This is a genomic window from Burkholderia sp. 9120, from assembly GCF_000745015.1.
Taxonomy (GTDB): Bacteria; Pseudomonadota; Gammaproteobacteria; order Burkholderiales; family Burkholderiaceae; genus Paraburkholderia.
Genome location: NZ_JQNA01000002.1, coordinates 2,106,517 through 2,130,417, shown reverse-complemented (window position 1 = coordinate 2,130,417; position 23,901 = coordinate 2,106,517). Strand labels below are relative to the sequence as shown.

Annotated in this window: 20 protein-coding genes; 17 read left to right on the top strand and 3 right to left on the bottom strand. The window is 62.7% G+C overall.

Going from position 1 to position 23,901, the window contains the following annotated elements; all coding sequences use genetic code 11:
* Positions 1–65 precede the first annotated feature (65 nt).
* The 3 genes from FA94_RS17620 (at position 66) to FA94_RS17610 (ending at position 2,929) form a co-directional block, all read left to right on the top strand.
* Positions 66–956, top strand: coding sequence for a MurR/RpiR family transcriptional regulator (locus FA94_RS17620; RefSeq protein ID WP_035553481.1), 891 nt, complete (start codon positions 66–68; stop codon positions 954–956).
* 3 nt (positions 957–959) lie between these two features.
* Positions 960–2,441 (top strand): N-acyl-D-amino-acid deacylase family protein, encoded by a 1,482-nt coding sequence (locus FA94_RS17615; protein ID WP_035553479.1) that lies wholly within the window; start codon positions 960–962, stop codon positions 2,439–2,441.
* Between the two features lie 101 nt (positions 2,442–2,542).
* Complete coding sequence (locus FA94_RS17610; RefSeq protein ID WP_035562439.1) at positions 2,543–2,929, top strand: RidA family protein; 387 nt, start codon at positions 2,543–2,545, stop codon at positions 2,927–2,929.
* Positions 2,930–3,109: 180 nt separating this feature from the next.
* Here FA94_RS17610 and queF read toward each other — a convergent pair whose 3' ends face one another.
* From queF to ilvA, 3 genes are read right to left on the bottom strand one after another with little or no spacing between them, the layout of a single operon-like run.
* On the bottom strand, positions 3,110–3,934 hold the full coding sequence (gene queF / locus FA94_RS17605) for an NADPH-dependent 7-cyano-7-deazaguanine reductase QueF (protein ID WP_035553478.1): 825 nt from the start codon (positions 3,932–3,934) through the stop codon (positions 3,110–3,112).
* Positions 3,931–4,833 carry a 5'-nucleotidase gene (locus FA94_RS17600; protein WP_035553475.1) on the bottom strand — a complete coding sequence of 301 codons (903 nt, stop codon included), beginning with the start codon at positions 4,831–4,833 and terminating at the stop codon, positions 3,931–3,933. The genes queF and FA94_RS17600 overlap by 4 nt, the downstream gene beginning before the upstream one ends.
* A gap of 23 nt (positions 4,834–4,856) precedes the next feature.
* Positions 4,857–6,488 carry a threonine ammonia-lyase, biosynthetic gene (ilvA, locus tag FA94_RS17595; protein ID WP_081935985.1) on the bottom strand — a complete coding sequence of 544 codons (1,632 nt, stop codon included), beginning with the start codon at positions 6,486–6,488 and terminating at the stop codon, positions 4,857–4,859.
* Between the two features lie 396 nt (positions 6,489–6,884).
* Between ilvA and FA94_RS17590 the strand changes: the two genes are divergently transcribed.
* The 14 genes from FA94_RS17590 (at position 6,885) to FA94_RS17525 (ending at position 23,835) form a co-directional block, all read left to right on the top strand.
* The gene (locus tag FA94_RS17590) at positions 6,885–10,979 is read left to right on the top strand and encodes a DUF3683 domain-containing protein (RefSeq protein WP_035553470.1); all 4,095 of its coding nucleotides are present in this window, start codon (positions 6,885–6,887) and stop codon (positions 10,977–10,979) included.
* A 34-nt stretch (positions 10,980–11,013) separates the two neighbouring features.
* Positions 11,014–11,442: an HIT family protein gene (locus tag FA94_RS17585; protein ID WP_035553468.1), complete on the top strand. Its 429-nt coding sequence runs from the start codon at positions 11,014–11,016 to the stop codon at positions 11,440–11,442.
* An 88-nt stretch (positions 11,443–11,530) separates the two neighbouring features.
* A complete protein-coding gene (locus tag FA94_RS17580; RefSeq protein WP_035553466.1) occupies positions 11,531–11,944 on the top strand; it encodes a gamma-butyrobetaine hydroxylase family protein in 414 nt (137 codons plus the stop codon).
* A 67-nt stretch (positions 11,945–12,011) separates the two neighbouring features.
* A complete protein-coding gene (gene ubiE, locus FA94_RS17575) occupies positions 12,012–12,743 on the top strand; it encodes a bifunctional demethylmenaquinone methyltransferase/2-methoxy-6-polyprenyl-1,4-benzoquinol methylase UbiE (protein ID WP_035553465.1) in 732 nt (243 codons plus the stop codon).
* A 38-nt stretch (positions 12,744–12,781) separates the two neighbouring features.
* Positions 12,782–13,777 carry a Tim44 domain-containing protein gene (locus FA94_RS17570; RefSeq protein WP_035553463.1) on the top strand — a complete coding sequence of 332 codons (996 nt, stop codon included), beginning with the start codon at positions 12,782–12,784 and terminating at the stop codon, positions 13,775–13,777.
* A gap of 153 nt (positions 13,778–13,930) precedes the next feature.
* Positions 13,931–14,575 (top strand): ubiquinone biosynthesis accessory factor UbiJ, encoded by a 645-nt coding sequence (locus tag FA94_RS17565; protein ID WP_035553461.1) that lies wholly within the window; start codon positions 13,931–13,933, stop codon positions 14,573–14,575.
* Between the two features lie 15 nt (positions 14,576–14,590).
* Positions 14,591–16,168: a ubiquinone biosynthesis regulatory protein kinase UbiB gene (ubiB, locus tag FA94_RS17560; protein ID WP_035553459.1), complete on the top strand. Its 1,578-nt coding sequence runs from the start codon at positions 14,591–14,593 to the stop codon at positions 16,166–16,168.
* A gap of 26 nt (positions 16,169–16,194) precedes the next feature.
* Positions 16,195–16,818: a methyltransferase domain-containing protein gene (locus FA94_RS17555; RefSeq protein WP_035553457.1), complete on the top strand. Its 624-nt coding sequence runs from the start codon at positions 16,195–16,197 to the stop codon at positions 16,816–16,818.
* A 181-nt stretch (positions 16,819–16,999) separates the two neighbouring features.
* Positions 17,000–17,404: an FmdB family zinc ribbon protein gene (locus FA94_RS17550; protein WP_035553456.1), complete on the top strand. Its 405-nt coding sequence runs from the start codon at positions 17,000–17,002 to the stop codon at positions 17,402–17,404.
* A 74-nt stretch (positions 17,405–17,478) separates the two neighbouring features.
* Positions 17,479–18,132, top strand: a complete 654-nt coding sequence (locus FA94_RS17545) for a DUF502 domain-containing protein (protein ID WP_035553453.1) — start codon at positions 17,479–17,481, stop codon at positions 18,130–18,132.
* Positions 18,133–18,194: 62 nt separating this feature from the next.
* A complete protein-coding gene (aspS, locus tag FA94_RS17540; RefSeq protein WP_035553452.1) occupies positions 18,195–19,994 on the top strand; it encodes an aspartate--tRNA ligase in 1,800 nt (599 codons plus the stop codon).
* Between the two features lie 212 nt (positions 19,995–20,206).
* Positions 20,207–20,719, top strand: coding sequence for a dihydroneopterin triphosphate diphosphatase (nudB, locus tag FA94_RS17535; protein ID WP_035553451.1), 513 nt, complete (start codon positions 20,207–20,209; stop codon positions 20,717–20,719).
* Positions 20,716–21,975: a cardiolipin synthase ClsB gene (clsB, locus tag FA94_RS17530; RefSeq protein WP_035553450.1), complete on the top strand. Its 1,260-nt coding sequence runs from the start codon at positions 20,716–20,718 to the stop codon at positions 21,973–21,975. Before nudB ends, clsB begins: the two co-directional genes overlap by 4 nt.
* Positions 21,976–22,290: 315 nt before the next feature.
* Positions 22,291–23,835, top strand: a complete 1,545-nt coding sequence (locus FA94_RS17525; protein ID WP_231584982.1) for a tetratricopeptide repeat protein — start codon at positions 22,291–22,293, stop codon at positions 23,833–23,835.
* The last annotated feature ends 66 nt before the right edge of the window (positions 23,836–23,901 follow it).

The window sequence follows — 23,901 nt, the reverse complement described above, 5'->3', positions numbered from 1 at the left end:
ACGGTTCGCCTCACAATCCGACGAAGGCTTTTTGTCAGCCTTCGGGCGTCATCCCACAGTCTGCAATGAACTCAACCGCCGAGCCGTTGACCTTCGATATCGTTGCGCGCATCGCCGAATGCGCGCCGGAACTGCGTTCGGCCGAGCGCAAGGTCGCCGCGCTGATTCTCGACGATCTGACGGGCGCGTCGCGCGCCAGCATCGGTGCGCTTGCGCAGCAGGCCGAGGTGAGCGTCGCGACCGTCACGCGCTTTGCCAAGGCAGTGGGCTGCCGCGACGTGCGGGAACTGAAACTGCGGCTCGCGCAGGCGGCCGCCGTCGGACAGCGCTTCCTGCAGCCTGGCGGCGCGAGCGACGCGCCCGAGCCGATCGCCACCCGCATCTTCGACGAATTGCAGAACGCGCTCGCGCATAACCATCAATTGTTGCGGCAGGCGCCGTTTAGCGACGCTGCCGCCGCGTTGCGTGCCGCACGGATGATCTACGTGTTCGGCATGGGCGGCGGCTCGACCGCGCTCGCCGACGAAATGCGCTTTCGTCTCGTGCGGCTCGGCCGGCCCGTTGCGACCTATCAGGACGGCTTGTTGCAGCGCATGGTCGCGAGCACGGTGTCGCGCGAGTGCGTGGTGATTGCGCTGTCCACTACCGGGCGTGTGCCCGAGATGGTCGAGAACTGCAAAATCGCGCGCAGCTACGGCGCGAGCGTGATCGCGTTGACCGCGCCGGCCTCGCCGCTCGCCAGACTCGCCGACTGGGTGATCCCGATCGTCGCTTTTGAAACCGATTTCATTTACAAGCCGTCGTCGTCGCGCTACGCGATGATGATGGCGCTCGATGTGCTCGTTACCGAACTCGCCGTCAGTCAGGGCGACGAGAGCCGCGAATTGCTGCGCCGCATGAAGCACGCGCTCGACGCGCATCGCGGCGGCGGCGATCGACAACCGTTAGGAGACTGATCCATGCACTCGCATCCCGAAGCCGCGGACACGCTGATCGTCGGCGCGCAACTGTATGACGGCACCGGCGCGCCGCCGGTGGAGCGCGATGTCGCGGTTCGCGACGGGCGCATCGTCGCGATCGGCAATCTGTCGAACTGGCTGGCCGAAGACGTGGTCGAGGCGAACGGGCGCGCGCTGGCGCCGGGTTTCATCGACGTTCACACGCACGACGACACGCACGTGATCCGCTCGCCGCAAATGCTGCCGAAGATCACGCAGGGCGTGACGACGGTGATCGTCGGCAATTGCGGGATCAGCGCGTCGCCGGTGGCGTTGAAGGGCGACCCGCCGGATCCGATGAATCTGCTCGGCGAGCGCGACGCGTTCCAGTATCCGACGTTCGCCGCTTACGTCGACGCTGTGAACGCGGCGCGCCCGGCGGTGAATGTCGGCGCGTTGATCGGGCACACGGCGTTGCGCAGCAATCAGATGGACCGGCTCGATCGCGCGGCGACGGCCGGGGAAATCGACGGCATGCGCGCGCAGCTCGAAGAGGCGTTGGCGAATGGCGCGCTGGGTCTGAGTTCAGGGCTCGCATATGGCTCGGCGTTTTCGGCGCCGACCGAAGAGGTGATGGCGTTGGCCGAACCGCTCGCCGCCGCCGGCGCGCTGTACACGACGCACATGCGCACCGAGTTCGACGCGATTCTCGACGCGATGGACGAAGCGTACCGGGTGGGTCGTCACGCGCATGTGCCGGTGGTGATTTCGCATTTGAAGTGCGCGGGGCCGTCGAACTGGGGGCGCAGCGAGGAAGTGCTGAAGTCGCTCGAAGGCGCGCGGCGTTTGCAGCCGATCGGTTGCGATTGTTATCCATACAACCGCAGCTCGTCGACGCTGGATGTGAAGCAGGTAACGGGCGATATCGACATCACGATTACGTGGTCGGAACCGCATCCGGAGATGGCGGGCAAGCTCGTCAAGGAAATCGCGGCGGAGTGGGGCGTTACGCAGCAGGAGGCGGGCAAGCGCTTGCAGCCGGCGGGTGCGGTGTATCACAACATGTCCGAGGACGACGTGCGGCGCATTCTCTCGCATCCCGCGACGATGGTCGGCTCGGACGGATTGCCGAACGATCCGCTGCCGCATCCGCGCTTGTGGGGAGCGTTTCCGCGTGTGCTCGGGCATTACGCGCGCGACGCCGGTTTGCTGCCGCTTGAAGAGGCGGTGCGCAAGATGACGGGTCTGTCCGCGCGCCGGTTTGGGTTGGCGGAGCGGGGCGAGGTGCATATCGGCTATCACGCGGATCTGGTGTTGTTCGATCCCGCGAAGGTGCGCGACGCGGCGACGTTTGAAAAGCCGCAGCAGGCGGCGGACGGGATCGACGCGGTTTGGGTGAATGGCGTGCTGACGTATCGCGATGGCGAAGTGACGGGGGAACGGGCGGGTCATTTCGTGGCGCGCGGCGCGGCGTCGAAGGGCGATGCGCAGGGCGCGTTTTGAGCGGTTTGTTTTTTCCGATTTTTTGGTTTTTCTGATTTTCTGATTGATGTGGCAGGTGGTCGTGTTTGCGCTGCGTGCCGGACTTTTTAAGGAGTGTGATGATGAAGCGTTATGGCGTTGAAGGCGGGAAGGGAACGGGTGGTCAACATATGCCGTTTGCTCGCGCGGTTGAAGCGGATGGCTGGTTGTTCGTTTCCGGACAGACTCCGATGGAGAATGGCGAAGTGATCAACGGCGGGATCGTCGAGCAATCGCACAAGGCGATTCAGAATGTGTTCGCGATTTTGAAGGAAGCCGGGTATGGGGCGGAGGATGTGGTCCGCTGTGGCGTTTGGCTGGATGATCCGCGGGATTTTGCTTCGTTTAATAAGGTTTTTCGCGAGTATTTTGGGGATAATCCGCCGGCGCGGGCTTGTGTGGTTTCTTCGATGGTGATTGATTGTCGGGTTGAAGTGGATTGCGTGGCTTATAAGAAGCCTGCGGCTTGATTGGGTTTGGTTTCGCTGTGTTTTGGTTTGGGTTGTTGGCCTTTCCTTGATTTGGTAGTGGTCTATTCGCGTTGCCCCTGTACGGGACAATGCTAATAGACCACCAAGAATGCAAGGAAAGGCCAACAACCAAAAAACCACACCCAAACCACAGAACAGACAAAACAAAAAATCAGAATTTTATTGCCGCGCCAACCGCATATTATCCGGCATCGGCAAATTATAGTTGGTGCGAAACGGATTAATATCCAGCCCACCGCGCCGCGTGTAGCGCGCATACACCGCGAGCTTGACCGGCTTGCAAGCCTTCAGCACATCAATAAAAATCCGCTCAACACACTGCTCATGAAACCCAGTGTGATTCCGATAAGAAATGATGTACCGCAACAACCCCGCATGATCGATCTGCGGCCCGACATAATGGATCTGCACCGTGCCCCAATCCGGTTGCCCAGTCACCGGACAATTCGACTTCAGCAGATTGGAAAACACCGTCTCCTCAACCGGCGCTTCATCGAGCGCGGCACTCAGTAACGAAGCATCCGGTTGATAAATATCGGTATCCAGATCCAACCGATCCAGCGACAACCCCTCAAACTCCTCCATCTGCAACTTGCCGAACTCATACGGCGCCGTCAGATGCACCGACACAGTCGCCCCGCACGAAGCAGACACGTCCCGCTTGATCGTGTCGCGCACCACCTCCATCGACTCAAACGCCGTCTGCGCAAATGAGCCGAGATACAGCTTGAACGACTTCGACTCGACGATATTCGGCGAATCCGCCGGCACGAAGAACGTCGCCACCGCGATCTGCGGCTTGCCGCGCGCATTCAGCCACGACAACTCATACGCGTTCCAGATGTCCGTGCCGAAAAACGGCAACTGCGCGCCAATGCCGATCGCCTCGCGCGCATTCTTGCGCGCAATCGGAAACAGCAACGAAGCGTCGTACTGTTCGGTGTAAGTGGAAGCCTTGCCCAGCGGTGATTGTTCGGGTGTCATGATGCGTTCACGATGCCACTCAGCACGTGCCCCGTCGCCGTCACGACGCGGGCCGATTCGCAATGGCCAATTTGGTCGTCGAAGAAAAAGTCCGGCTCGAATTCGCGCAAAAATGCGCTCTTGTCGAGGCCGCCGAGAAACATCGCTTCGTCGATTTCGATGTTCCACGCCATTAAAGTGCGGATCGCGCGCTCATGCGCAGGCGCCGAGCGCGCCGTCACCAATGCCGTACGAATATGCATCGGTGCAGCTTCATCCGCGAGTTTTTGCAGCCGGTGCAGTGCTTCGAGCAACGGCTTCAACGGACCGTCCGCGAGCGGCAGATCCTTGTTGTGAATCTCATGACCGAGGAATGCCTTCAGGCCGTCTTTCTGGAACACGCGCTCGGCTTCATCGGAAAACAGCACCGCGTCGCCGTCGAAGGCAATGCGGATTTCGTCCGGATACTTGCTCGCCATTTTCGCCGATTCGGGCAACACGCGCGCGGCAGGGAATCCGGCGGCCAGCGCGTCACGCACGTCGTCCTGATTCGCGGACAGAAACAGCGACGCGTTCAACGGCTTCAGATAGCCGAACGGCGCCCGCCCGCGAGTAAAAACGCCGCGCTCGATCGCAAGGCCATGTTCGCGGCACGAGTGAAACGCACGCAATCCGCTGATCGGATCGCTGCGCGACAAAATCACTACTTCCACGCGATGCCCGCCCGCGTTCAACGCTAGCAGCTTGCGAATCAGCGGAAACGCCACGCCGGGTTTGGCGGGCACGGTCAGCCGGTCGCGCTGCAGCGCTTCATACTGCTGAAGGTCGCCGTCCTCGTACACGCGGTTCTCTTCCTCGAAGTCGAACAGCGCGCGCGAAGAAATGGCCACTACCAGTTTGTCGACAAGCGTAAGAGCCATCTGCGTGTTTCGGTCCTAAAAGGTCAGGCGAGGAATAAGCGGTACACCGGGTTGTGCGTCTCTTCCCAGTTCGGATAACCCAGCGTGGCGAGAAACTGGTCGAACGTGGGGTTCTCGCTGTCGGGCACCTGAATACCGACCAGGATCGAGCTGTAGTCCGCGCCCTGATTTCGGTAATGGAACAGGCTGATATTCCAGTTCGGCGCCATCGATGACAGGAATTTCATCAGCGCGCCCGGCCGTTCGGGAAACTCGAAACGGAACAGACGTTCGTTGTGCGCGAGCGGCGAGCGGCCGCCGACCATGTAGCGGATGTGCTGCTTTGAGAGTTCATCGAAGGTCAAATCCACAGTCGCGAAGCCGTGCGCCTCGAATGCGCCCGCGATCTGCGCCGATTCGCTGCGATTGCGGATCTGCACGCCAACGAAAATGTGCGCGGAATTCGCATCCGCAATCCGGTAGTTGAATTCGGTGACGCTGCGGGTGCCGACCAGTTCGCAGAAGCGCCGGAAGCTGCCGCGCTCTTCCGGGATCGTCACCGCAAAAACCGCTTCGCGTGCTTCACCGACTTCGGCGCGCTCGGCGACGAAGCGCATGCGATCGAAGTTCATGTTCGCGCCCGACGTGATCGCGATCAGCGTCTGATTCTCGATGCCTTCGCGCTCGGCATATTGTTTCGCGCCGGCTACCGCGAGCGAGCCTGCGGGTTCGAGCACGCTGCGTGTGTCCTGGAACACATCCTTGATTGCGGCGCAGAGGGCGTCGGTGTTCACGAGCAGCACGTCGTCGAGATATTCGCTGCACAGGCGGAAGGTTTCTTCGCCCACCAGCTTCACCGCGGTGCCGTCCGAGAACAGACCCACTTCGCTCAGCGTGACGCGTTCACCCGCTTTCAGCGAAACGGCCATGGCGCACGAATCGTCGGTCTGCACGCCGATCACCTTGATCTCCGGGCGCACCGATTTGACATACGCAGCGACGCCCGCCGCGAGTCCACCGCCGCCGATCGGCACGAAGATCGCGTGAATCGGGCCCTGGTGCTGGCTGAGAATTTCCATCGCGACGGTACCCTGTCCAGCGATCACATACGGATCGTCGAACGGATGCACGAAGGTCAAGCCGCGCTCTTCCTGCAACTTCACCGCGTGGCCATAGGCGTCGCTGTACGACTCGCCGAACTGCACGATCTCGACGGTCGGGCCGCCATGCGAGCGCACTGCGTCGACCTTCAGTTGCGGCGTGGTCACCGGCACCACGATGATCGCCTTCACGCCCATGCGTGCCGCCGACAGCGCCACACCCTGCGCATGATTGCCCGCCGACGCGGTAATCACCCCACGCTGCAGCGCTTCCGCTGGAATGTGCGCCATCTTGTTGTACGCGCCGCGCACCTTGAACGAGAACACCGGCTGGTTGTCCTCGCGCTTCAGATAGACCGGATTGCGCAGACGCGCCGACAGATTCGGTGCGTGTTCGAGTTCGGTCTCGCGGGCCACGTCATAAACGCGCGCGGTCAGGGTTTTCTTCAGATAGTCGTGGGAAGCCATGCGGGTGGCGCGGTGCGCTTTGCGGGACGGGAAAGGGTCAATGATAGCGCCAACCGCGCAGGCTCTGGCCTTCCGCGAATGCGCCGCAAGCCTGTCCCCACGGCCCATCCGACCGTTCGGTCGGCAAATTTGCGGCCTCCGCACGAACGTCCGATTCATGACGAAAACGCGTGAAGCCCCGCCACCAACCCGATTTCAGCCGTCAACGCGTGGCGGGATCATGCGGTAGAATTCCATTTTGGAATAAGGATCGGAAGATGCACTGGCAGCCTCGGATCGCCCACTTGATGCCCGTCCCGCGTGAGTCTTGCCCCGCGGCGGAGCGTCTCGTCCGCCACGCACGATCGTGTAGCTAGAACCGAGCGCCGCGAAGCGATCGATGTGGGTCAGGCCGTCGGTTGTGCTTCGCTCCCCTAGAAGATTTCCAGCATTGCGCCCCACGCGCACCGTCAGCCGACGCCTCTTCGACGAGCGCGCCGGGCTGACCTACCGAGTCGTCCGAACATGAACGCACCTCAAGTTTTCGATCCGCACGGGGCCGCCACTGCGGTGGCCGCCGATCCTGAAGCGCGTCTGCGCGAAATTCCTTATAACTACACGTCGTTTTCCGACCGTGAAATCGTTATTCGCCTGTTAGGCGACGACGCCTGGGCGGTGCTCGCCGAATTGCGCGCTGAACGCCGCACCGGCCGCTCGGCACGGATGCTGTACGAAGTGCTCGGCGATATCTGGGTCGTGCGCCGCAATCCGTATCTGCAAGACGACATGCTCGACAATCCGAAGCGTCGCGCGCAGTTGATCGAAGCGTTGCATCACCGCCTCACCGAGATCGACAAGCGCCGTCGCGCGGATCTGACCGCGCACGGCGACGAAGCCGGCGTGGACCGCGCCGCGCGCGTCGATACGCTGGTGCAGGCCGCGCGCCGCGCGGTCGACGATTTCAAGAGCGAATTCCAGAAGACCTACGACCTGCGTCGTCGCGCGACCAAGGTGCTCGGCAAGGTCACGGAAAAAGACAACATCAAGTTCGACGGTTTGTCCCGCGTCTCGCATGTGACCGACGCGACCGACTGGCGCGTCGAATACCCGTTCGTCGTCTTGACGCCGGATACCGAAGCCGAAATCGCCGGCATGATCAAGGCGTGTTTCGAACTCGGTCTGACCGTGATTCCGCGCGGAGGCGGTACGGGTTACACCGGCGGCGCGGTGCCGCTCACGCCGTTCTCGGCCGTGATCAACACCGAAAAGCTCGAACAGCTCGGCGCGGTCGAGATGACCGAATTGCCGGGCGTCGACCGTAAAGTCGCAACGATTTTCTCCGGCGCGGGCGTGGTCACGCGTCGTGTGACCGAGGCGGCCGAACAGGCCGGCTTCGTGTTCGCGGTCGACCCGACTTCGCTGGACGCGTCGTGCGTCGGCGGCAACGTGGCGATGAACGCGGGCGGCAAGAAAGCAGTGTTGTGGGGCACGGCGCTCGACAATCTGGCCTGGTGGCGTATGGTCGACCCGGAAGGCAACTGGCTCGAAGTCACGCGTCTTGACCACAACATGGGCAAGATTCACGACATCGAAGTCGCGCGTTTCCGGCTCGACTGGTTCGACGGCAACTACGCGCCGGGCGAGAAGCTGCTGCGCACCGAGGCGCTCGACATCAAAGGCCGCGTGTTCCGTAAGGAAGGTCTCGGCAAGGACGTCACGGATAAATTCCTCGCCGGTTTGCCGGGCGTGCAGAAAGAAGGCTGCGACGGGCTGATCACGTCCGCGCGCTGGGTGCTGCACAAGATGCCCGCGCATACGCGCACCGTTTGCCTCGAATTCTTCGGCCAGGCGCGCGAAGCGATTCCGAGCATCGTCGAAATCAAGGATTACCTGTTCGAAACGTCGAAGCAGGGCGGCGCGATTCTCGCCGGTCTCGAACACCTCGACGAACGCTATCTGCGCGCGGTCGGCTACGCGACCAAGAGCAAGCGCAACGCGTTTCCGAAGATGGTGCTGATCGGCGACATCGTCGGCGACGATCCGGATGCGGTCGCGCAAGCCACGTCGGAAGTGGTGCGCATGGCCAACGGCAAGAGCGGCGAGGGCTTCGTTGCGGTTGCCGCCGAAGCGCGCAAGCGTTTCTGGCTCGACCGCAGCCGCACCGCCGCGATCGCCAAGCACACCAACGCGTTCAAGATCAACGAAGACGTGGTGATTCCGCTGAACCGGATGGGCGAGTACACGGACGGCATCGAGCGGATCAACATCGAGTTGTCGATCAAAAACAAGCTGCAACTGGTCGACGCGCTCGAAGCGTTCTTCAAGGCCGGCAAGCTGCCGCTCGGCAAGAGCGACGACGCGAATGAAATTCCGAGCGCGGAACTGCTCGAAGACCGTGTGCAGCAAGCGCTGGATCTGATGAAGCGCGTGCGTACCCGTTGGGAATTTCTGCGCGACAAGCTCGACCTGTCGGTGCGCGAGGCGCAGCATTATCTGGTCGGTCTCGGCTACGAAGCGCTGGCGGAGAAGTTCGCCGACCGCGCTGACGCGCAGCCGGACGCGACCGTGTTCCACATCACACAGGACCGGACGATCCGCGTGTCGTGGAAGCAGGAAATCCGCGCCGAATTGCGGCAGATCTTCAATGGCGGCGAATTCAAGCCGATCCTCGAAGAAGCCCAGGCGATCCACAAGAAGGTGCTGCGTGGCCGTGTGTTCGTCGCGCTGCACATGCACGCGGGCGACGGCAACGTCCACACCAACCTGCCGGTCAACTCCGACAACTACGAGATGCTGCAGGACGCCCACAAGGCGGTTGCACGCATCATGAAGCTGGCGCGTTCGCTCGACGGTGTGATTTCCGGCGAGCACGGCATCGGCATTACCAAGCTCGAATTCCTGACCGATGAAGAAATCGGCGAATTCCGCGCGTATAAGCAGCGCGTCGATCCGCACGGCCGCTTCAACGCGGGCAAGCTGCTCGAAGGCGCCGACCTGCGCAACGCCTACACGCCGAGCTTCGGCCTGATGGGCTACGAATCGCTGATCATGCAACAGTCCGACATCGGCGCGATTTCCGAGTCGATCAAAGACTGTTTGCGTTGCGGCAAGTGCAAGCCGGTGTGCGCGACCCACGTGCCGCGCGCGAACCTGTTGTACAGCCCGCGCAACAAGATTCTCGCTACCTCGTTGCTGGTCGAGGCGTTCCTGTACGAAGAGCAGACTCGCCGTGGCGTGTCGATCAAGCACTGGGACGAGTTCAACGACGTCGCCGATCACTGCACCGTCTGTCACAAATGCGTGACGCCGTGTCCGGTGAAAATCGACTTCGGCGACGTGACCATGAACATGCGCAACCTGCTGCGCAAGATGGGCAAGAAGAAGTTCAATCCGGGCAACGCGGCCGGCATGTTCTTCCTCAACGCAACCAATCCGCAGACCATCAACCTCGCGCGTACCGCGATGATGGGCGTCGGCTACAAGGCGCAGCGCCTCGGCAACGAAGTGCTGAAGAAGTTCACGAAGAAGCAGACGGCGCACCCGCCGGCAACCGTCGGCAAGCCGCCGGTCACGCAGCAGGTGATCCACTTCATGAACAAGAAGATGCCGGGCAATCTGCCGAAGAAAACCGCGCGCGCCTTGCTCGATATCGAGGACAACAAGATTGTCCCGATCATCCGCAATCCGAAAACGACCACGGCCGACACGGAAGCGGTGTTCTACTTCCCGGGCTGCGGTTCCGAGCGGCTGTTCTCGCAGGTGGGTCTCGCCACGCAAGCCATGTTGTGGGAAGCGGGCGTGCAAACCGTGCTGCCGCCGGGCTATCTGTGCTGCGGTTACCCGCAGCGCGGCTCGGGTCAGTTCGACAAGGCCGAGCAGATCGTCACGGATAACCGCGTGCTGTTCCACCGTGTGGCCAACACCTTGAACTACCTCGACATCAAGACGGTGGTGGTGTCGTGCGGCACGTGTTACGACCAGCTCGCCGGCTACGAATTCGACAAGATCTTCCCGGGCTGCCGGATCATCGACATTCACGAGTTCCTGCTGGAGAAGGGCATCAAGCTCGAAGGCGTGAACGGCGTGCGCTACATGTATCACGACCCGTGCCACTCGCCGATCAAGACGATCGACCCGGTCAAGCTGGTCAATCAGTTGATGGGTTCGGAGAAGGACGGCTACAAGATCGAGAAAAACGATCGCTGCTGCGGCGAATCCGGCACGCTCGCGGTGACGCGTCCCGACATTTCCACGCAGGTCCGCTTCCGCAAGGAAGAGGAGATGCGCAAGGGTGCGGCCAAGCTGCGCGGTATTCCGCTGGTGGCCGAAGCCGGCGCGAACGGGATCAATCCGGCCAATGCGTCGGCCGGCTCGGCGGGTGCGCCGGACGGCTCCGTGCTCAAGGCTGGTGACGGCCCGCAGCCGAACGGCGCCACCGAGGTGAAGATCCTCACCAGCTGCCCGTCCTGCCTGCAAGGGCTGTCGCGCTATAACGCCGACGCGGGCACCGAGGCGGACTACATCGTCGTCGAAATGGCACGCCACGTGCTCGGCGAAGACTGGATGTCCGACTACGTGCAACGGGCGAACAATGGCGGAATCGAGCGCGTGCTGGTTTAATGGCACGACTGACGATTCTTGCCTGAGGACGACGATGGACTGCGTTTTTTGCCGCGAAGACGGTGGCGATGTGCTGTGGCAGGACGACACCCTGCGTGTCGTCCTCGCCGACGAACATGATTACCCGGGCTTTTGCCGGGTGATCTGGAACAACCATGTGGCCGAATTTTCGGACCTCGCCGACGGCGACCGCGATCGCGTGATGAAGGCCGTGTATGCGGTTGAACGTGCGACGCGGCGCGTCATGCAGCCGGTCAAGGTGAATCTCGCGAGCCTCGGCAATCAGGTGCCGCACGTGCACTGGCACGTGATTCCGCGTTTTTCGAACGACGCGCATTTCCCGCTGCCCATCTGGGCGCCGCGTCAGCGCACGGTGTCCGAAGCGATGCTGTCGTCGCGCCGCGCGCAGGCTACGTTGCTGCGCGAAGCGGTGCGTCAGGAAATCGAACAGGCATTGGGTTGAGCGCTGAGCTCAACTTGCTGCGTCGCGCCAAGGCCTCTTCAGGGGCGCAAAGCTGGGACGGCGCGGCGTTTTCTTATGAGGCTCGATCATGAGCGGACTGACCCCCGATACACCTGTGCCGACCGGCGTGGTCGTGCATTCCAAATCGCGTGTGCTCGAATTGCAGTACGCAAACGGCGAAGCGTACCGGCTGCCGTTCGAGTTGTTGCGCGTGTATTCGCCGTCGGCGGAAGTGCAGGGCCACGGGCCCGGGCAGCAAACCCTGCAGACCGGCAAGCGGGACGTGACGATCACCATGATCGAAGGCGTCGGCAATTATGCGCTGCAGCCGACTTTCTCCGACGGGCACGGCACCGGCATCTATTCGTGGGACCAGTTGTACGACATGGCGGTGCATCAGGATGAACTCTGGGCCGCCTATCTCGCCAAACTGGAGGCAGCCGGCGTCGACCGGGATACGCCGATGATTCCATCCGGCGCTGCGCACGGGCACTGTCACTGATACGATTCGCCCTGATCGCCGCGCTGATGCGGCGCAACATTTCAGAATACGCGAAAGGACAAGCGCGATGAGCAAAACCCACTTCGGCTTTCAATCGGTCGACGAACAGGACAAAGCGCAGAAGGTGGCGGGCGTGTTCCATTCGGTTGCCGCCAACTACGACTTGATGAACGACCTGATGTCGGGCGGGATGCACCGGGCGTGGAAGCTGTTCACGGTCGCTCAGGCCAACGTGCGGCCGGGTTACAAGGTGCTCGACATCGCGGGCGGCACGGGCGATCTGTCGAAAGCCTTCGCGAAGCGGGCGGGCGAAACCGGCGAGGTCTGGCATACCGACATCAACGAATCGATGCTCCGCGTGGGCCGCGACCGGTTGCTGGACAAAGGGGTGATCACCCCGGCGCTGCTTTGCGACGCCGAGAAAATTCCCTTTCCGGACAACTACTTCGACGTGGTCACGGTGGCGTTCGGCTTGCGCAACATGACGCACAAGGATATCGCGCTGGCCGAAATGCGGCGCGTGCTGAAGCCGTCGGGGCGCCTGCTGGTGCTGGAGTTCTCGAAGGTGTGGGATCCGCTCAAAAAAGTCTACGACGTCTATTCTTTTAAGGTGTTGCCGTGGTTGGGCGAACGCTTTGCGAAGGACGCCGAGAGCTATCAATACCTGGCGGAATCGATCCGGATGCATCCGGACCAGGAAACTTTAAAAACAATGATGGAACAAGCGGGCCTGGACGGCGTCAAATATTACAATTTGTCAGCTGGCGTGGTAGCTTTACATGTGGGGACCAAATACTAGGGTTCCTAACCCATCGATTTTTAAAGGAAAGTACCAAAATGTCCGATTCAGGTGTGTTATCTCTCCGTAAGGTTAAGCGGTCGCTGGTGAGAAGAATCGGACTGATCGCGATGGTCGGTCTGATCATGGCCGGCTCCCTCGCTTCGCTCGATGCGGAAGCTCGCCGCATGGGCGGTGGCCGTAGTATTGGCCGTCAGTCGAACACGGTTCAGCAGCAATCCGCTCCCTCGTCGCCTTCCCAAAGCAATCAGGCCATGCAGCAGCGTGCGCAGCCGGCTCCGGCGCCTTCGCCGGCCGCCGCGGCCGCGCCTAATCGCTCGCGCTGGCTCGGGCCGATCGCCGGTCTGGCCGCCGGTCTGGGCATCGCCGCGTTGCTGTCGCACTTTGGTCTGGGCGGCGCGTTTGCCGGCGCCATGGCCAACATGATTGTGATTGCCGTGTTGGCCATGATCGGTATCTGGCTGGTCCGCCGCTTCATGAACCGCAAGCGCGACACGGGGCAACCGGCGTACGCCGGCGCTTCGCCGTCGCTGAACGCGGGCAACACCGGTTACGCGCCGCAGGAACCGCGCTACAGCGCGCCGCCCACCGGTTCGTATCTCGAGCCGCAAGGCAACCCGCTGAACACGCCGACCATCAACCCGGCACCGGCTGTACCGGCCGGTTTCGATTCGGACGCGTTCCTGCGTAACGCCAAGGTGTACTTCGTGCGACTCCAAGCCGCATGGGACGTCGGCAATACAGAAGACATCCGCGAATTCACGACGCCGGAAATGTTCGCCGAAGTGAAGGTGGATCTGTCCTCGCGCGGTTCGGAGTCGAACCAGACGGACATCGTCCAGTTGAACGCCGAGATGCTGGGCGTCGAAGAGCGCGCGAACGAGTACTTCGCGAGCGTGCGTTTCTCCGGCCTGATCCGCGAAGCGCCGGGTGCGGCCGCCGAGCCGTTCGTCGAAGTGTGGAATCTGTCGAAGGCGAATCGTGCGGGCGAAGGCTGGCTGTTGGCCGGTATCCAGCAGGTCGCGCAGCACTGACACCGCAGCGCGACAGCGTCGGGGCAACGCGGTTTGCCCTGACTTTGCACAAAGCGTTGGCCGTTCGGCATAGCAGGCCGCGAAGCGAACGGACGTTACAATAGGAACCCGCGCGGGCACGTCGCCCGCGCGGGTTTTTTCTTGCCACTTTCAATGACCCTCGCCGCCAAGCCCTTCGCTGCTGCTGTCAATCATCTGCTCGCCCGCGAATCGTGGGCTCGTGAGCGCCTCGCCCCTTACGCGGGCAAGACCGCCAGGCTGGCGTGCCCGCCGGTCGTGTTGACTTTGCTGGTGCAGCCCGACGGCTATCTTGGCGCGGTCGGCGAAACCGAGGCGCAACAGTTCGACGTGACGATCTCGGTGCCGTCCGACGCGTTGCCGGCCTTCGTGCAAGGCGGCCAGGCTGCCGTGATGAAGCACGTGAAGATCGAGGGCGACGCGGAGTTCGCCACGGTGATCGCCAAACTCGCCGAACATCTGCGCTGGGAACCGGAAGAGGATCTGGCTAAATTCATCGGCGACGGGCCGGCCTGGCGGGTGGCATCGGTCGTGCGTACGGTCGGCGAACACGTGCAGCGCACCGGGCGCAACCTGCTCGACACCGCCGCCGAATATCTGCTCGACGAGAATCCGCAACTGGTGCGCCGCGCCGCGCTCGACGATTTCAACGTCGAACTGGCGCGCGCGCGCGACGCGTTGGCGCGGGTCGAAAAACGCGTCGAGCGTCTTGAACAGAAGGTCGAAGCCCGCGGCGCCGATGCGCCGGGCGGCGCCGCCATGTCGCGCGGCACGCGCTAGTCAACGGGCACAACTATGCGTTTTCTGCGTTTTCTCAAGATTTTTTTCACGGTTATCCGCTTCGGTCTCGATGAGATGATGCTCGGTCGCATCAACGACCGGCGCGTGCGGTTGCTGCTGCGTATCGCCATGATCGGCCGCAAGTTCGACGCGCCGCCGGGCGTCCGTTTGCGGCTTGCGCTGGAAAGCCTCGGGCCGATCTTCGTGAAGTTCGGCCAGGTGCTGTCGACACGCCGCGACCTGTTGCCGGTCGATATCGCCAATGAATTGGCGAAGCTGCAGGATCAGGTGCCGCCATTCGATTCGGCGGTCGCGATCGGTTTGGTCGAGAGTGCGCTCGGTGCACCGGTCGACGTGTTGTTCGACGATTTCGAGCGGGTGCCGGTGGCGAGCGCGTCGATCGCGCAGGTGCACTTTGCGAAGGTGAAGGCCGGGCAGCACGCGGGCAAGGCCGTCGCGGTGAAGGTGCTGCGGCCGAACATGCTGCCGGTGATCGACTCCGATCTCGCGCTGCTGCGCGATATCGCCGTGTGGGCGGAACGCCTGTGGGCCGACGGCAAGCGTCTGAAGCCGCGGGAGGTGGTCGCCGAATTCGACAAATACCTGCACGACGAACTCGATCTGATGCGCGAGGCGGCCAACGGCAGCCAGTTGCGGCGCAACTTCGCCGGGCTCGATCTGCTGCTGGTGCCGGAAATGTATTGGGAGTTCTGCACGCCCACGGTGCTGGTCATGGAGCGCATGGTCGGCGTGCCCATCAGCCAGGTCGAAACGCTGCGCGCGGCGGGCGTGGATATTCCGAAGCTGGCGCGCGAAGGCGTCGAGATTTTCTTCACCCAGGTGTTCCGCGACGGTTTTTTTCACGCCGACATGCATCCGGGCAACATTCAGGTGAGTCTCGATCCGGCGCACTTCGGCCGCTATATCGCGCTCGACTTCGGCATCATCGGCGCGCTGTCGGACTTCGATAAAAACTATCTGGCGCAGAACTTCCTCGCGTTCTTCAAGCGCGACTACCATCGCGTCGCCACGCTGCATCTGGAGTCGGGTTGGGTGCCGCCCACCACGCGCGTCGAAGAACTCGAAAGCGCGATCCGCGCGGTCTGCGAGCCGTATTTCGACCGCGCGCTGAAAGATATTTCGCTCGGTCAGGTGCTGATGCGTTTGTTTTCCACGTCGCGCCGTTTCAACGTCGAGATTCAGCCGCAACTGGTGCTGCTGCAAAAGACCATGCTCAACGTGGAAGGCCTCGGCCGCTCGCTCGATCCTGAACTGGACTTGTGGAAGACCGCGAAGCCGTACCTCGAACGCTGGATGAACGAGCAGATCGGTCTGCGCGGCTGGTACGAACGGTTGAAGATCGAGGCGCCGCAGTGGAGCAAGACGCTGCCGCAGTTGCCGCGCCTGATTCATCACGTGCTGGCCGAGCGGCACGACAACAAGCACGGCGCGAACGACGACATGATTCGCCAGATCCTGCTCGAACAGAAGCGCACCAACCGTTTGCTGCAAGGCCTGCTGTTGTTCGGCGTGGCGGTCGGCGTCGGCGCGGTGCTGGCGCGAGCGTTTCTGGCGCTCGCGCATGGCGGTTGATTCAGACCTGATCCACGAGGTATTCGATGAGCGATCCGACCCAACCTGCCGTACCCGACTTCGCGACCCGCGACCCCAACTCGCCGGGGTTCTGGGACGAGCGCTTCGAGCGCGGCTTCATGCCTTGGGATCAGGCGAGCGTGCCGTCGGCGTTTCAGGCTTTCGCCGCTCGCCACCCAGGCGCGGCGGTGCTGATTCCTGGTTGCGGCAGCGCGTACGAGGCGCTCTGGCTGGCCGAGCGCGGCAACCCGGTTCGAGCGATCGATTTCTCGCCGGCCGCGGTTGCGGCGGCGCATGCGCAATTGGGTGCGCAGCACGCGCAGTTGGTGGAGCAGGCGGACTTCTTCACCTACGAGCCGCCGTTCGCGCCCGAGTGGATTTATGAGCGGGCTTTTCTCTGCGCGTTGCCGATTGCGCTCCGCGCCGACTACGCGCGACGCATGGCCGAACTCGTGCCCAACGGCGCGCAGCTTGCCGGTTTCTATTTCATCGGCGCGACGCCGAAAGGGCCGCCGTTCGGCATCGAACGCGCCGAGCTCGACGCGCTGCTCACGCCGTACTTCGAGCTGATCGAAGACGAAGCCGTGAACGATTCGATTCCGGTGTTCGCTGGACGTGAGCGCTGGCTAACCTGGCGTCGTCGCGGCTAAGTCCGCGCGTCCGCGTTCGGCGCGGAACATCGGCCGCCCTTGATTCGACCCTCGCCGCCCCCATTTACGCGTCCGGCGGCTGCGTCGGGCGCTCGTCCCCGAAAACCGGGGGAGAGACATCGTTTGCGGCTATAATTCAAGGCTTTGCAAGCGTTTACTAGATTTCAGTAGGGAAAAGATCATGCCGATCTACGCGTATCGTTGCGAGTCATGCGGCTTCGGGAAGGACGTGCTTCAGAAGATGAGCGATCCCCAGTTGACGCAGTGTCCCGAATGCGGGAAAGACACGTTTCGCAAGCAGGTGACTGCAGCGGGCTTTCAGTTGAAGGGCTCCGGCTGGTACGTCACCGATTTCCGCAATGGCAATAGCGGCGCGAAGGCGCCGGCCAAGCCCGACGCGAATGGCGCAGCCAATGGCGGCAGCGCCGAGAATGGCGCAGCTGCCGAAAACGGCGCCGCGAAATCCGACACGGCCCCAGCCGCTGGCGCAGCCGCCGCCGGGTCGTCGAATGCAGCCGCAACGCCGGCCGCGCCTGCTGCCGCACCGGCGGCGGCGCCGAGTTCGAGCGGTTCCGGCAGCGCCTAGTCGGACTGCCGCCCTGACGGGCGGCGCACACGCCGCGCGTCGGTCCTGGCCCGCGCGGCTTTCTGGCGGTACACATGACGACGAAAAAAACGACGCTCAAATCGGTGTTTCTGACTGGCCTGCTGGTGCTGGTGCCTCTGGCTATCACACTGTGGGTGCTCGGCCTGATCATCGGCACGATGGACCAGACGCTGTTGCTGCTGCCGAGTTCATGGCAGCCGGAGCGCGCGCTCGGCTTCCGTCTGCCGGGGCTCGGCGCGGTGCTCACGCTCGCTTTTATCTTTGTCGTCGGGCTGTTGACGCAGAACTTCATCGGGCAGAAGCTCGTGAAGTGGTGGGAAGTCGTGGTCGCACACATTCCGGTGGTCGGCCCGATCTACACCAGCGTCAAACAGGTGTCGGATACCTTGCTGTCGAGCAGCGGCAATGCGTTTCGCAAGGCGCTGCTGATCGAGTATCCGCGCCGCGGCTCCTATACGATTGCGTTTCTGACCGGAATTCCGGGCGGCGACGTGGTCAACCACCTGAAAGAAGATCACGTCAGCGTGTATGTGCCGACTACGCCGAACCCTACGTCCGGCTTCTTCCTGATGGTGCCCAAGAGCGAAGTGATCGAGCTCGACATGACGGTCGACGCGGCGCTCAAGTACATCGTCTCGATGGGCGTCGTGGCGCCGTCCGCGCCGCCGGCGCCGGTGCGCCGCACGACAGTCGAGCCTCCGCTGTAATGCCGGTGCGGGCGTTCATCGCCGCGCGCCGCTCAACCAATGCATAACGAAAGACAAACATCATGTCGATGAGATCTGAATACTGCGGTCTGGTGACCGAAGAACTGCTGGGCCAATCCGTCTCGCTGTGCGGCTGGGTAAGCCGCCGCCGCGACCATGGCGGCGTCATCTTCATCGACCTGCGCGATCGCGAAGGCCTGGTTCAGGTCGTCTGCGACCCGGACCGCGCGGAGATGTTCAAGACCGCCGAAGGCGTGCGCAATGAGTTCTGCGTGCAAATCAAGGGCGTGGTGCGTAACCGTCCGGAAGGCACCACGAACGCCACGCTGAAGAGCGGCAAGATCGAAGTGCTGTGCCACGAGCTGATCGTGCTGAACGCGTCGATTACGCCGCCGTTCCAGCTCGACGACGACAACCTGTCGGAAACCACGCGCCTCACGCATCGCGTGCTCGATCTGCGCCGTCCGCAGATGCAGCACAACCTGCGTCTGCGCTACCGCGTCGCGATCGAAGCGCGTAAGTACCTCGACGGCCAGGGTTTCATCGACATCGAAACGCCGATGCTCACCAAGAGCACGCCGGAAGGCGCGCGCGACTACCTCGTGCCGTCGCGTACGAACCCGGGTCAGTTCTTCGCGCTGCCGCAATCGCCGCAGTTGTTCAAGCAACTGCTGATGGTGGCGAACTTCGATCGCTATTACCAGATCGTCAAGTGCTTCCGCGACGAAGACCTGCGCGCCGACCGTCAGCCGGAATTCACGCAGATCGACTGTGAAACCTCGTTCCTGTCGGAACAGGAAATCCGCGACCTGTTCGAAGCGATGATCCGTCACATCTTCCAGGAAACGATCGGCGTCTCGCTGGACGAGAAGTTCCCGGTCATGCTGTATTCGGAAGCCATGCGCCGTTTCGGTTCGGACAAGCCCGACCTGCGCGTGAAGCTCGAATTCACGGACCTGACCGACGCCATGAAAGACGTCGACTTCAAGGTGTTCAGCACGCCGGCCAACACGAAAGACGGCCGCGTTGCGGCGATTCGCGTGCCGAAGGGCGGCGAGCTCTCGCGTGGCGATATCGACAGCTACACGGAATTCGTACGCATCTACGGCGCGAAGGGTCTGGCCTGGATCAAGGTCAACGAAGTCGCGAAGGGCCGTGACGGTCTGCAAAGCCCGATCGTCAAGAACCTGCACGACGAAGCGGTCAAGGCGATCATCGAGCGCACCGGCGCACAAGACGGCGACATCATTTTCTTCGCGGCGGATCGCGCGAAGGTGGTGAACGACAGCCTGGGCGCGCTGCGTCTGAAGATCGGCCATTCGGAATTCGGCAAGGCCAACGGTCTGGTCGAGTCCGGCTGGAAGCCGCTGTGGGTGATCGACTTCCCGATGTTCGAGTACGACGAGGAAGACAACCGCTACGTCGCCGCGCATCACCCGTTCACGAGCCCGAAGGACGAGCACCTCGAGTATCTGGAAACGGATCCGGCGCGCTGCCTCGCGAAGGCCTACGACATGGTGCTGAACGGCTGGGAAATCGGCGGCGGTTCGGTGCGTATCCACCGTGAAGAAGTGCAGAGCAAGGTGTTCCGCGCGCTGAAGATCAACGCGGAAGAAGCGCAAGCCAAGTTCGGCTTCCTGCTCGACGCGCTGCAATACGGCGCGCCGCCGCACGGCGGTATCGCCTTTGGTCTGGACCGCATCGTCACGATGATGGCCGGCGCCGATTCGATCCGCGACGTGATCGCGTTCCCGAAGACGCAACGCGCGCAGTGTCTGCTCACGCAGGCGCCGAGCGAAGTGGACGAGCGCCAGTTGCGCGAGTTGCACATTCGTGTGCGTACGCCGGAACCGAAGGTGTAAGTCAGCAGGTTCAAGCGTCGCCCGTGCTGTCCGGAAACGGCATCGCGCGGCGCGCGAAGCGGCAGGTCTATGACAGCCGCGATCAAACGAAACGAAAAAGGCGCAGAGGCAACTCCCAGCGCCTTTTTCGTTTTTTGCGTTACAGTCGCAGCAACAGCTTTCGACCGTCATCCGACATGTATCGCGCAGACGCTGCGCCCAGTTTCCACACCATGCCGAAACCGCCGAAGATTCCGCAATCCGTACTCGTCGTCATCCATACGCCCGCGCTCGAGGTGCTGCTGATCGAGCGCGCCGACCATGCCGGCTTCTGGCAATCGGTGACCGGTTCCAAAGATCAACTCGACGAAGCATTCGTCGACACCGCCGTGCGCGAAGTCGCCGAAGAGACCGGCATCGTGATCGGCGGCCGGCTCGTGCCGCAAAGCGCGTTGTTCGACTGGCAATATTCGATCGAATACGAGATTTACCCGGAGTTCCGGCATCGCTATGCCGAAGGCGTGATCCACAACACCGAGCACTGGTTCAGCGTGCAGGTGCCCGAGCAACTCAACGTGAGGCTGGCGCCGCGCGAGCACACCGCGTTTCTGTGGCTGCCTTATGAAGAAGCGGCGTCGCGCTGCTTTTCGTCGTCGAATGCGGATGCGATTCTGCAATTGCCGAAGCGGCTCGCCGGGCGTCACGCGACAGGTGCCGCGGCTGACGACGGCGAGCGTGACCAGTGAGCGTCGGCGGCGCGCGCCGTTTTGCCCGACTGCGGCAATCGCTGCTCGGCCGCCGTTACTGGCAGCGCTATCGCTTCACCAGCGGCAACGACGTCAAGCTGCTGCGTTCCGGCGATGAATTCTTCAGCGCGTTGGTCGCGCGCATCGATGCCGCGCAACACGACGTCGTGCTCGAAACCTACATCTTCTGTCATGACGACGCCGGCAAGGCGATCAGCGAGGCATTGCTGCGCGCGGCTTCGCGCGGTGTGAAGGTGCGCGTGATTACCGATGGCATCGGCACCGCGCGCCTGCCGATGTTCACCGAGTGGCCGTTGGCCGGCATCGACCATCGCATCTACAACCCGCATCTGTTCGGTCGCTTCGGCTTTTCGCGCACGCATCGCAAACTGGCCGTGATCGACGATCAGTTCGCCTATTGCGGCGGCATCAATATCGTCGACGACTACGAGAACGACGGCGAGCGGCTGCCTTACCGGCGCTGGGATTTCGCCGTCGAATTGCACGGACCGGTGGTCGCCGATGTGCGTCAGGCATTCGAGGTGCAATGGCGGCGGATCCGGCTCGGACACCGGCCGATCGAGTCGCTGGAGCCGGATCTCGGGCCGAAGGCGAGCGCGTCGCTCGGCAGTTTGCGGCGTCGCCGCCGGCGGCGCAACGAAGCTTTGTGGGCAGGCGGCCAACCGTGCGTGGCGTTTGTCGCGCGCGACAACCTGATCAACCGTCGCGCTATCGAGAAGGCTTATCTGACCGCGATCGGTCAGGCGCGCAGCGAAGTGCTGCTGGCCAACCCGTACTTCATGCCCGGCCGCAAGCTGCGTCGCGCGCTGGTGTTGGCGGCGCGGCGCGGGGTCGACGTGAAGCTGATTATCGGGCGCAAGGAGTTCAAGGCGCTCGATTACGCGGTGCCCTTTCTGTATCGCGCGTTGCTGAAGGCCGGCGTGCAGATCGCCGAGTACGAGAAGACGCTGCTGCACGGCAAGGTCGCGGTGGTGGACTCGAACTGGGCGACGGTCGGTTCGTCGAACCTCGACGCGTTGAGCCTGATGCTCAACAACGAAGCCAACGTGGTGCTGGTGAACGATCCCGCGATCGACGCGTTGCGCGAAGCGATTCTCGTCGCGTTCAAGGACTCGCGGCGTATCGACGAGGCGCATTACGACGCGCGGCCGGCCGGCGAGCGGGTACTCAACTGGCTTGCTTATACGACGTATCGGGCAGTGATGAAGGTGTTGACGGTGGGTGGGTACGACTGAACCCGAACTTGAGCCCGAGCGTGCGTCTCCGCGACGCACGCATGGATGCATGCCCTCACGTATAACCCCGTGCGTTTCAGACCGATCCTAAAGACTCTCCGTGAAGCGGCAAACATAATCTGCGCTCGATAAAAATCGACCGGCCGGATGCATGACACGCGTCGCCGATCTATCGACCTTCTTCACGCCCAGCAGCCGGTTCGACTGCGCACTCACGGCAAGCGGACCGGCCGCGTCACGGAGACGCCATTGCCCACTTCGCCAGCTGCATCCTCTACACAATCCGACGATCTTTCACGCCTTCACGACCACGCCGTGACGGCCTATCAAGCCGGCCGTTTCGACGAAGTCCAAGCGCTCGCCAATCGCATCCTCGAACACAACGCCGCACAAGTCGGCGCGCTGCATCTGCGAGGCCTGCTTGCGCTTGCATCGGGTCACACAGAAGCCGCCCGCGCCTGGCTCGAACGCGCGATCCAGATTCACCCCGAACCGGTCTTCTACAACACGCTCTACGCGATCCAGCTCAGGCTAGGCGACATCGCCGGGGCGTTCGACAGTCTGCGCCACGGGCTTGCGATCGGGCCGAACTTAGCGGCCTTGCACTACAACCTCGCGTTGACGCTGCAGCATCACGACTGTCTCGACGAAGCCGCCGTCAGTTATCGCCGCACGCTCGAACTCGACCCGGACAACTCGGCCGCGCATAACAATCTCGGGCGTATTTGCGGCGACCTCGGTGCTTTGGACGAAGCCGAGCGGCACTACCGCCGCGCGCTCGAATTGACGCCTGCGAATCTCATCGCGCGAAACAACCTGGCGATGGCTTTGCTGGCCACCGGCCGTTACGAAGAGGCGTGGCCGTATTTCGAAGACCGCTGGATCAGCTTCAGGCATGCCGACGGAACCCCGGCACGTGAGCCTGTGCAAGTGCCGCTGCCGCGATGGAGCGGCGAGGACCTGCGCCCTGGCATCGACAAGCCGATCAAACTGATCGCTCATGAAAGCCTGCTTGTCCTGGACGAACAGGGCTTCGGCGACAGCTTGCAGTTCGTCCGCTATTTGCCGCTGTTGCTTGAGCGGTTTTCCCTCGTCGGCTATGTCTGCCCGCTGGCATTGCGCCGTCTGTACGAGCAGTCTTTATGCTCCCGCTGGCCGGGCCTAACGCTGCTCGACGCCGTGCCGGCGGAGCTAAACGACTGGGATTGCTACTGTCCGCTGATGTCGCTGCCGATGGCGTTTCATACGCAAGTGAGCACGATCCCGGCCGAGTTGCCGTACCTGCGCGCCGATTCCAAACAGGCCGCCATCTGGCGCGCGCGACTGGAGGCGCTGCCAACCCGGCATCTACCGCGCGTGGGCATTGTGTGGGCGGGCGGTCATTCAGGCCTCGCCGTAGACCGTCTGCGCAGCCTCACCTTTGCGCAGATCGCGCCGCTGCTGGCGCTACCGCACATCCACTGGATCAGTCTGCAAAAGACAGACGACCCGTCCAAACGCGCCACGTCCACCTCGACCGTCGGCGCAGGCCTGAACCCCAACCCGCTAACCGACTGGACCGCCGACCTCGCGGAGTTCGCCGACACCGCCGCCTTGATCGCCAACCTCGACCTCGTGATTTCAGTCGACACTTCAGTCGCCCATCTCGCCGCGGCCATGGACAAACCCGTCTGGCTTCTCAACCGTTTCGCGGGTTGCTGGCGCTGGCTCCAGGGCCGCGACGACAGTCCCTGGTACGCCGGCCTGCGCCTCTTCACCCAACCGCGTCGAGGCGACTGGGACGACGTTCTGACGCGGGTCGCCAGTGCCCTCCAGCAGCGCTTCCCGCACGCCGCCGCCCCCCTCCAAAACCCGCACTGACTCGAATCCTTCTCGATTCCGGCCGACTTGCTGCATCATGTCGGCCGGCTGCGGCAATCGGAGAAC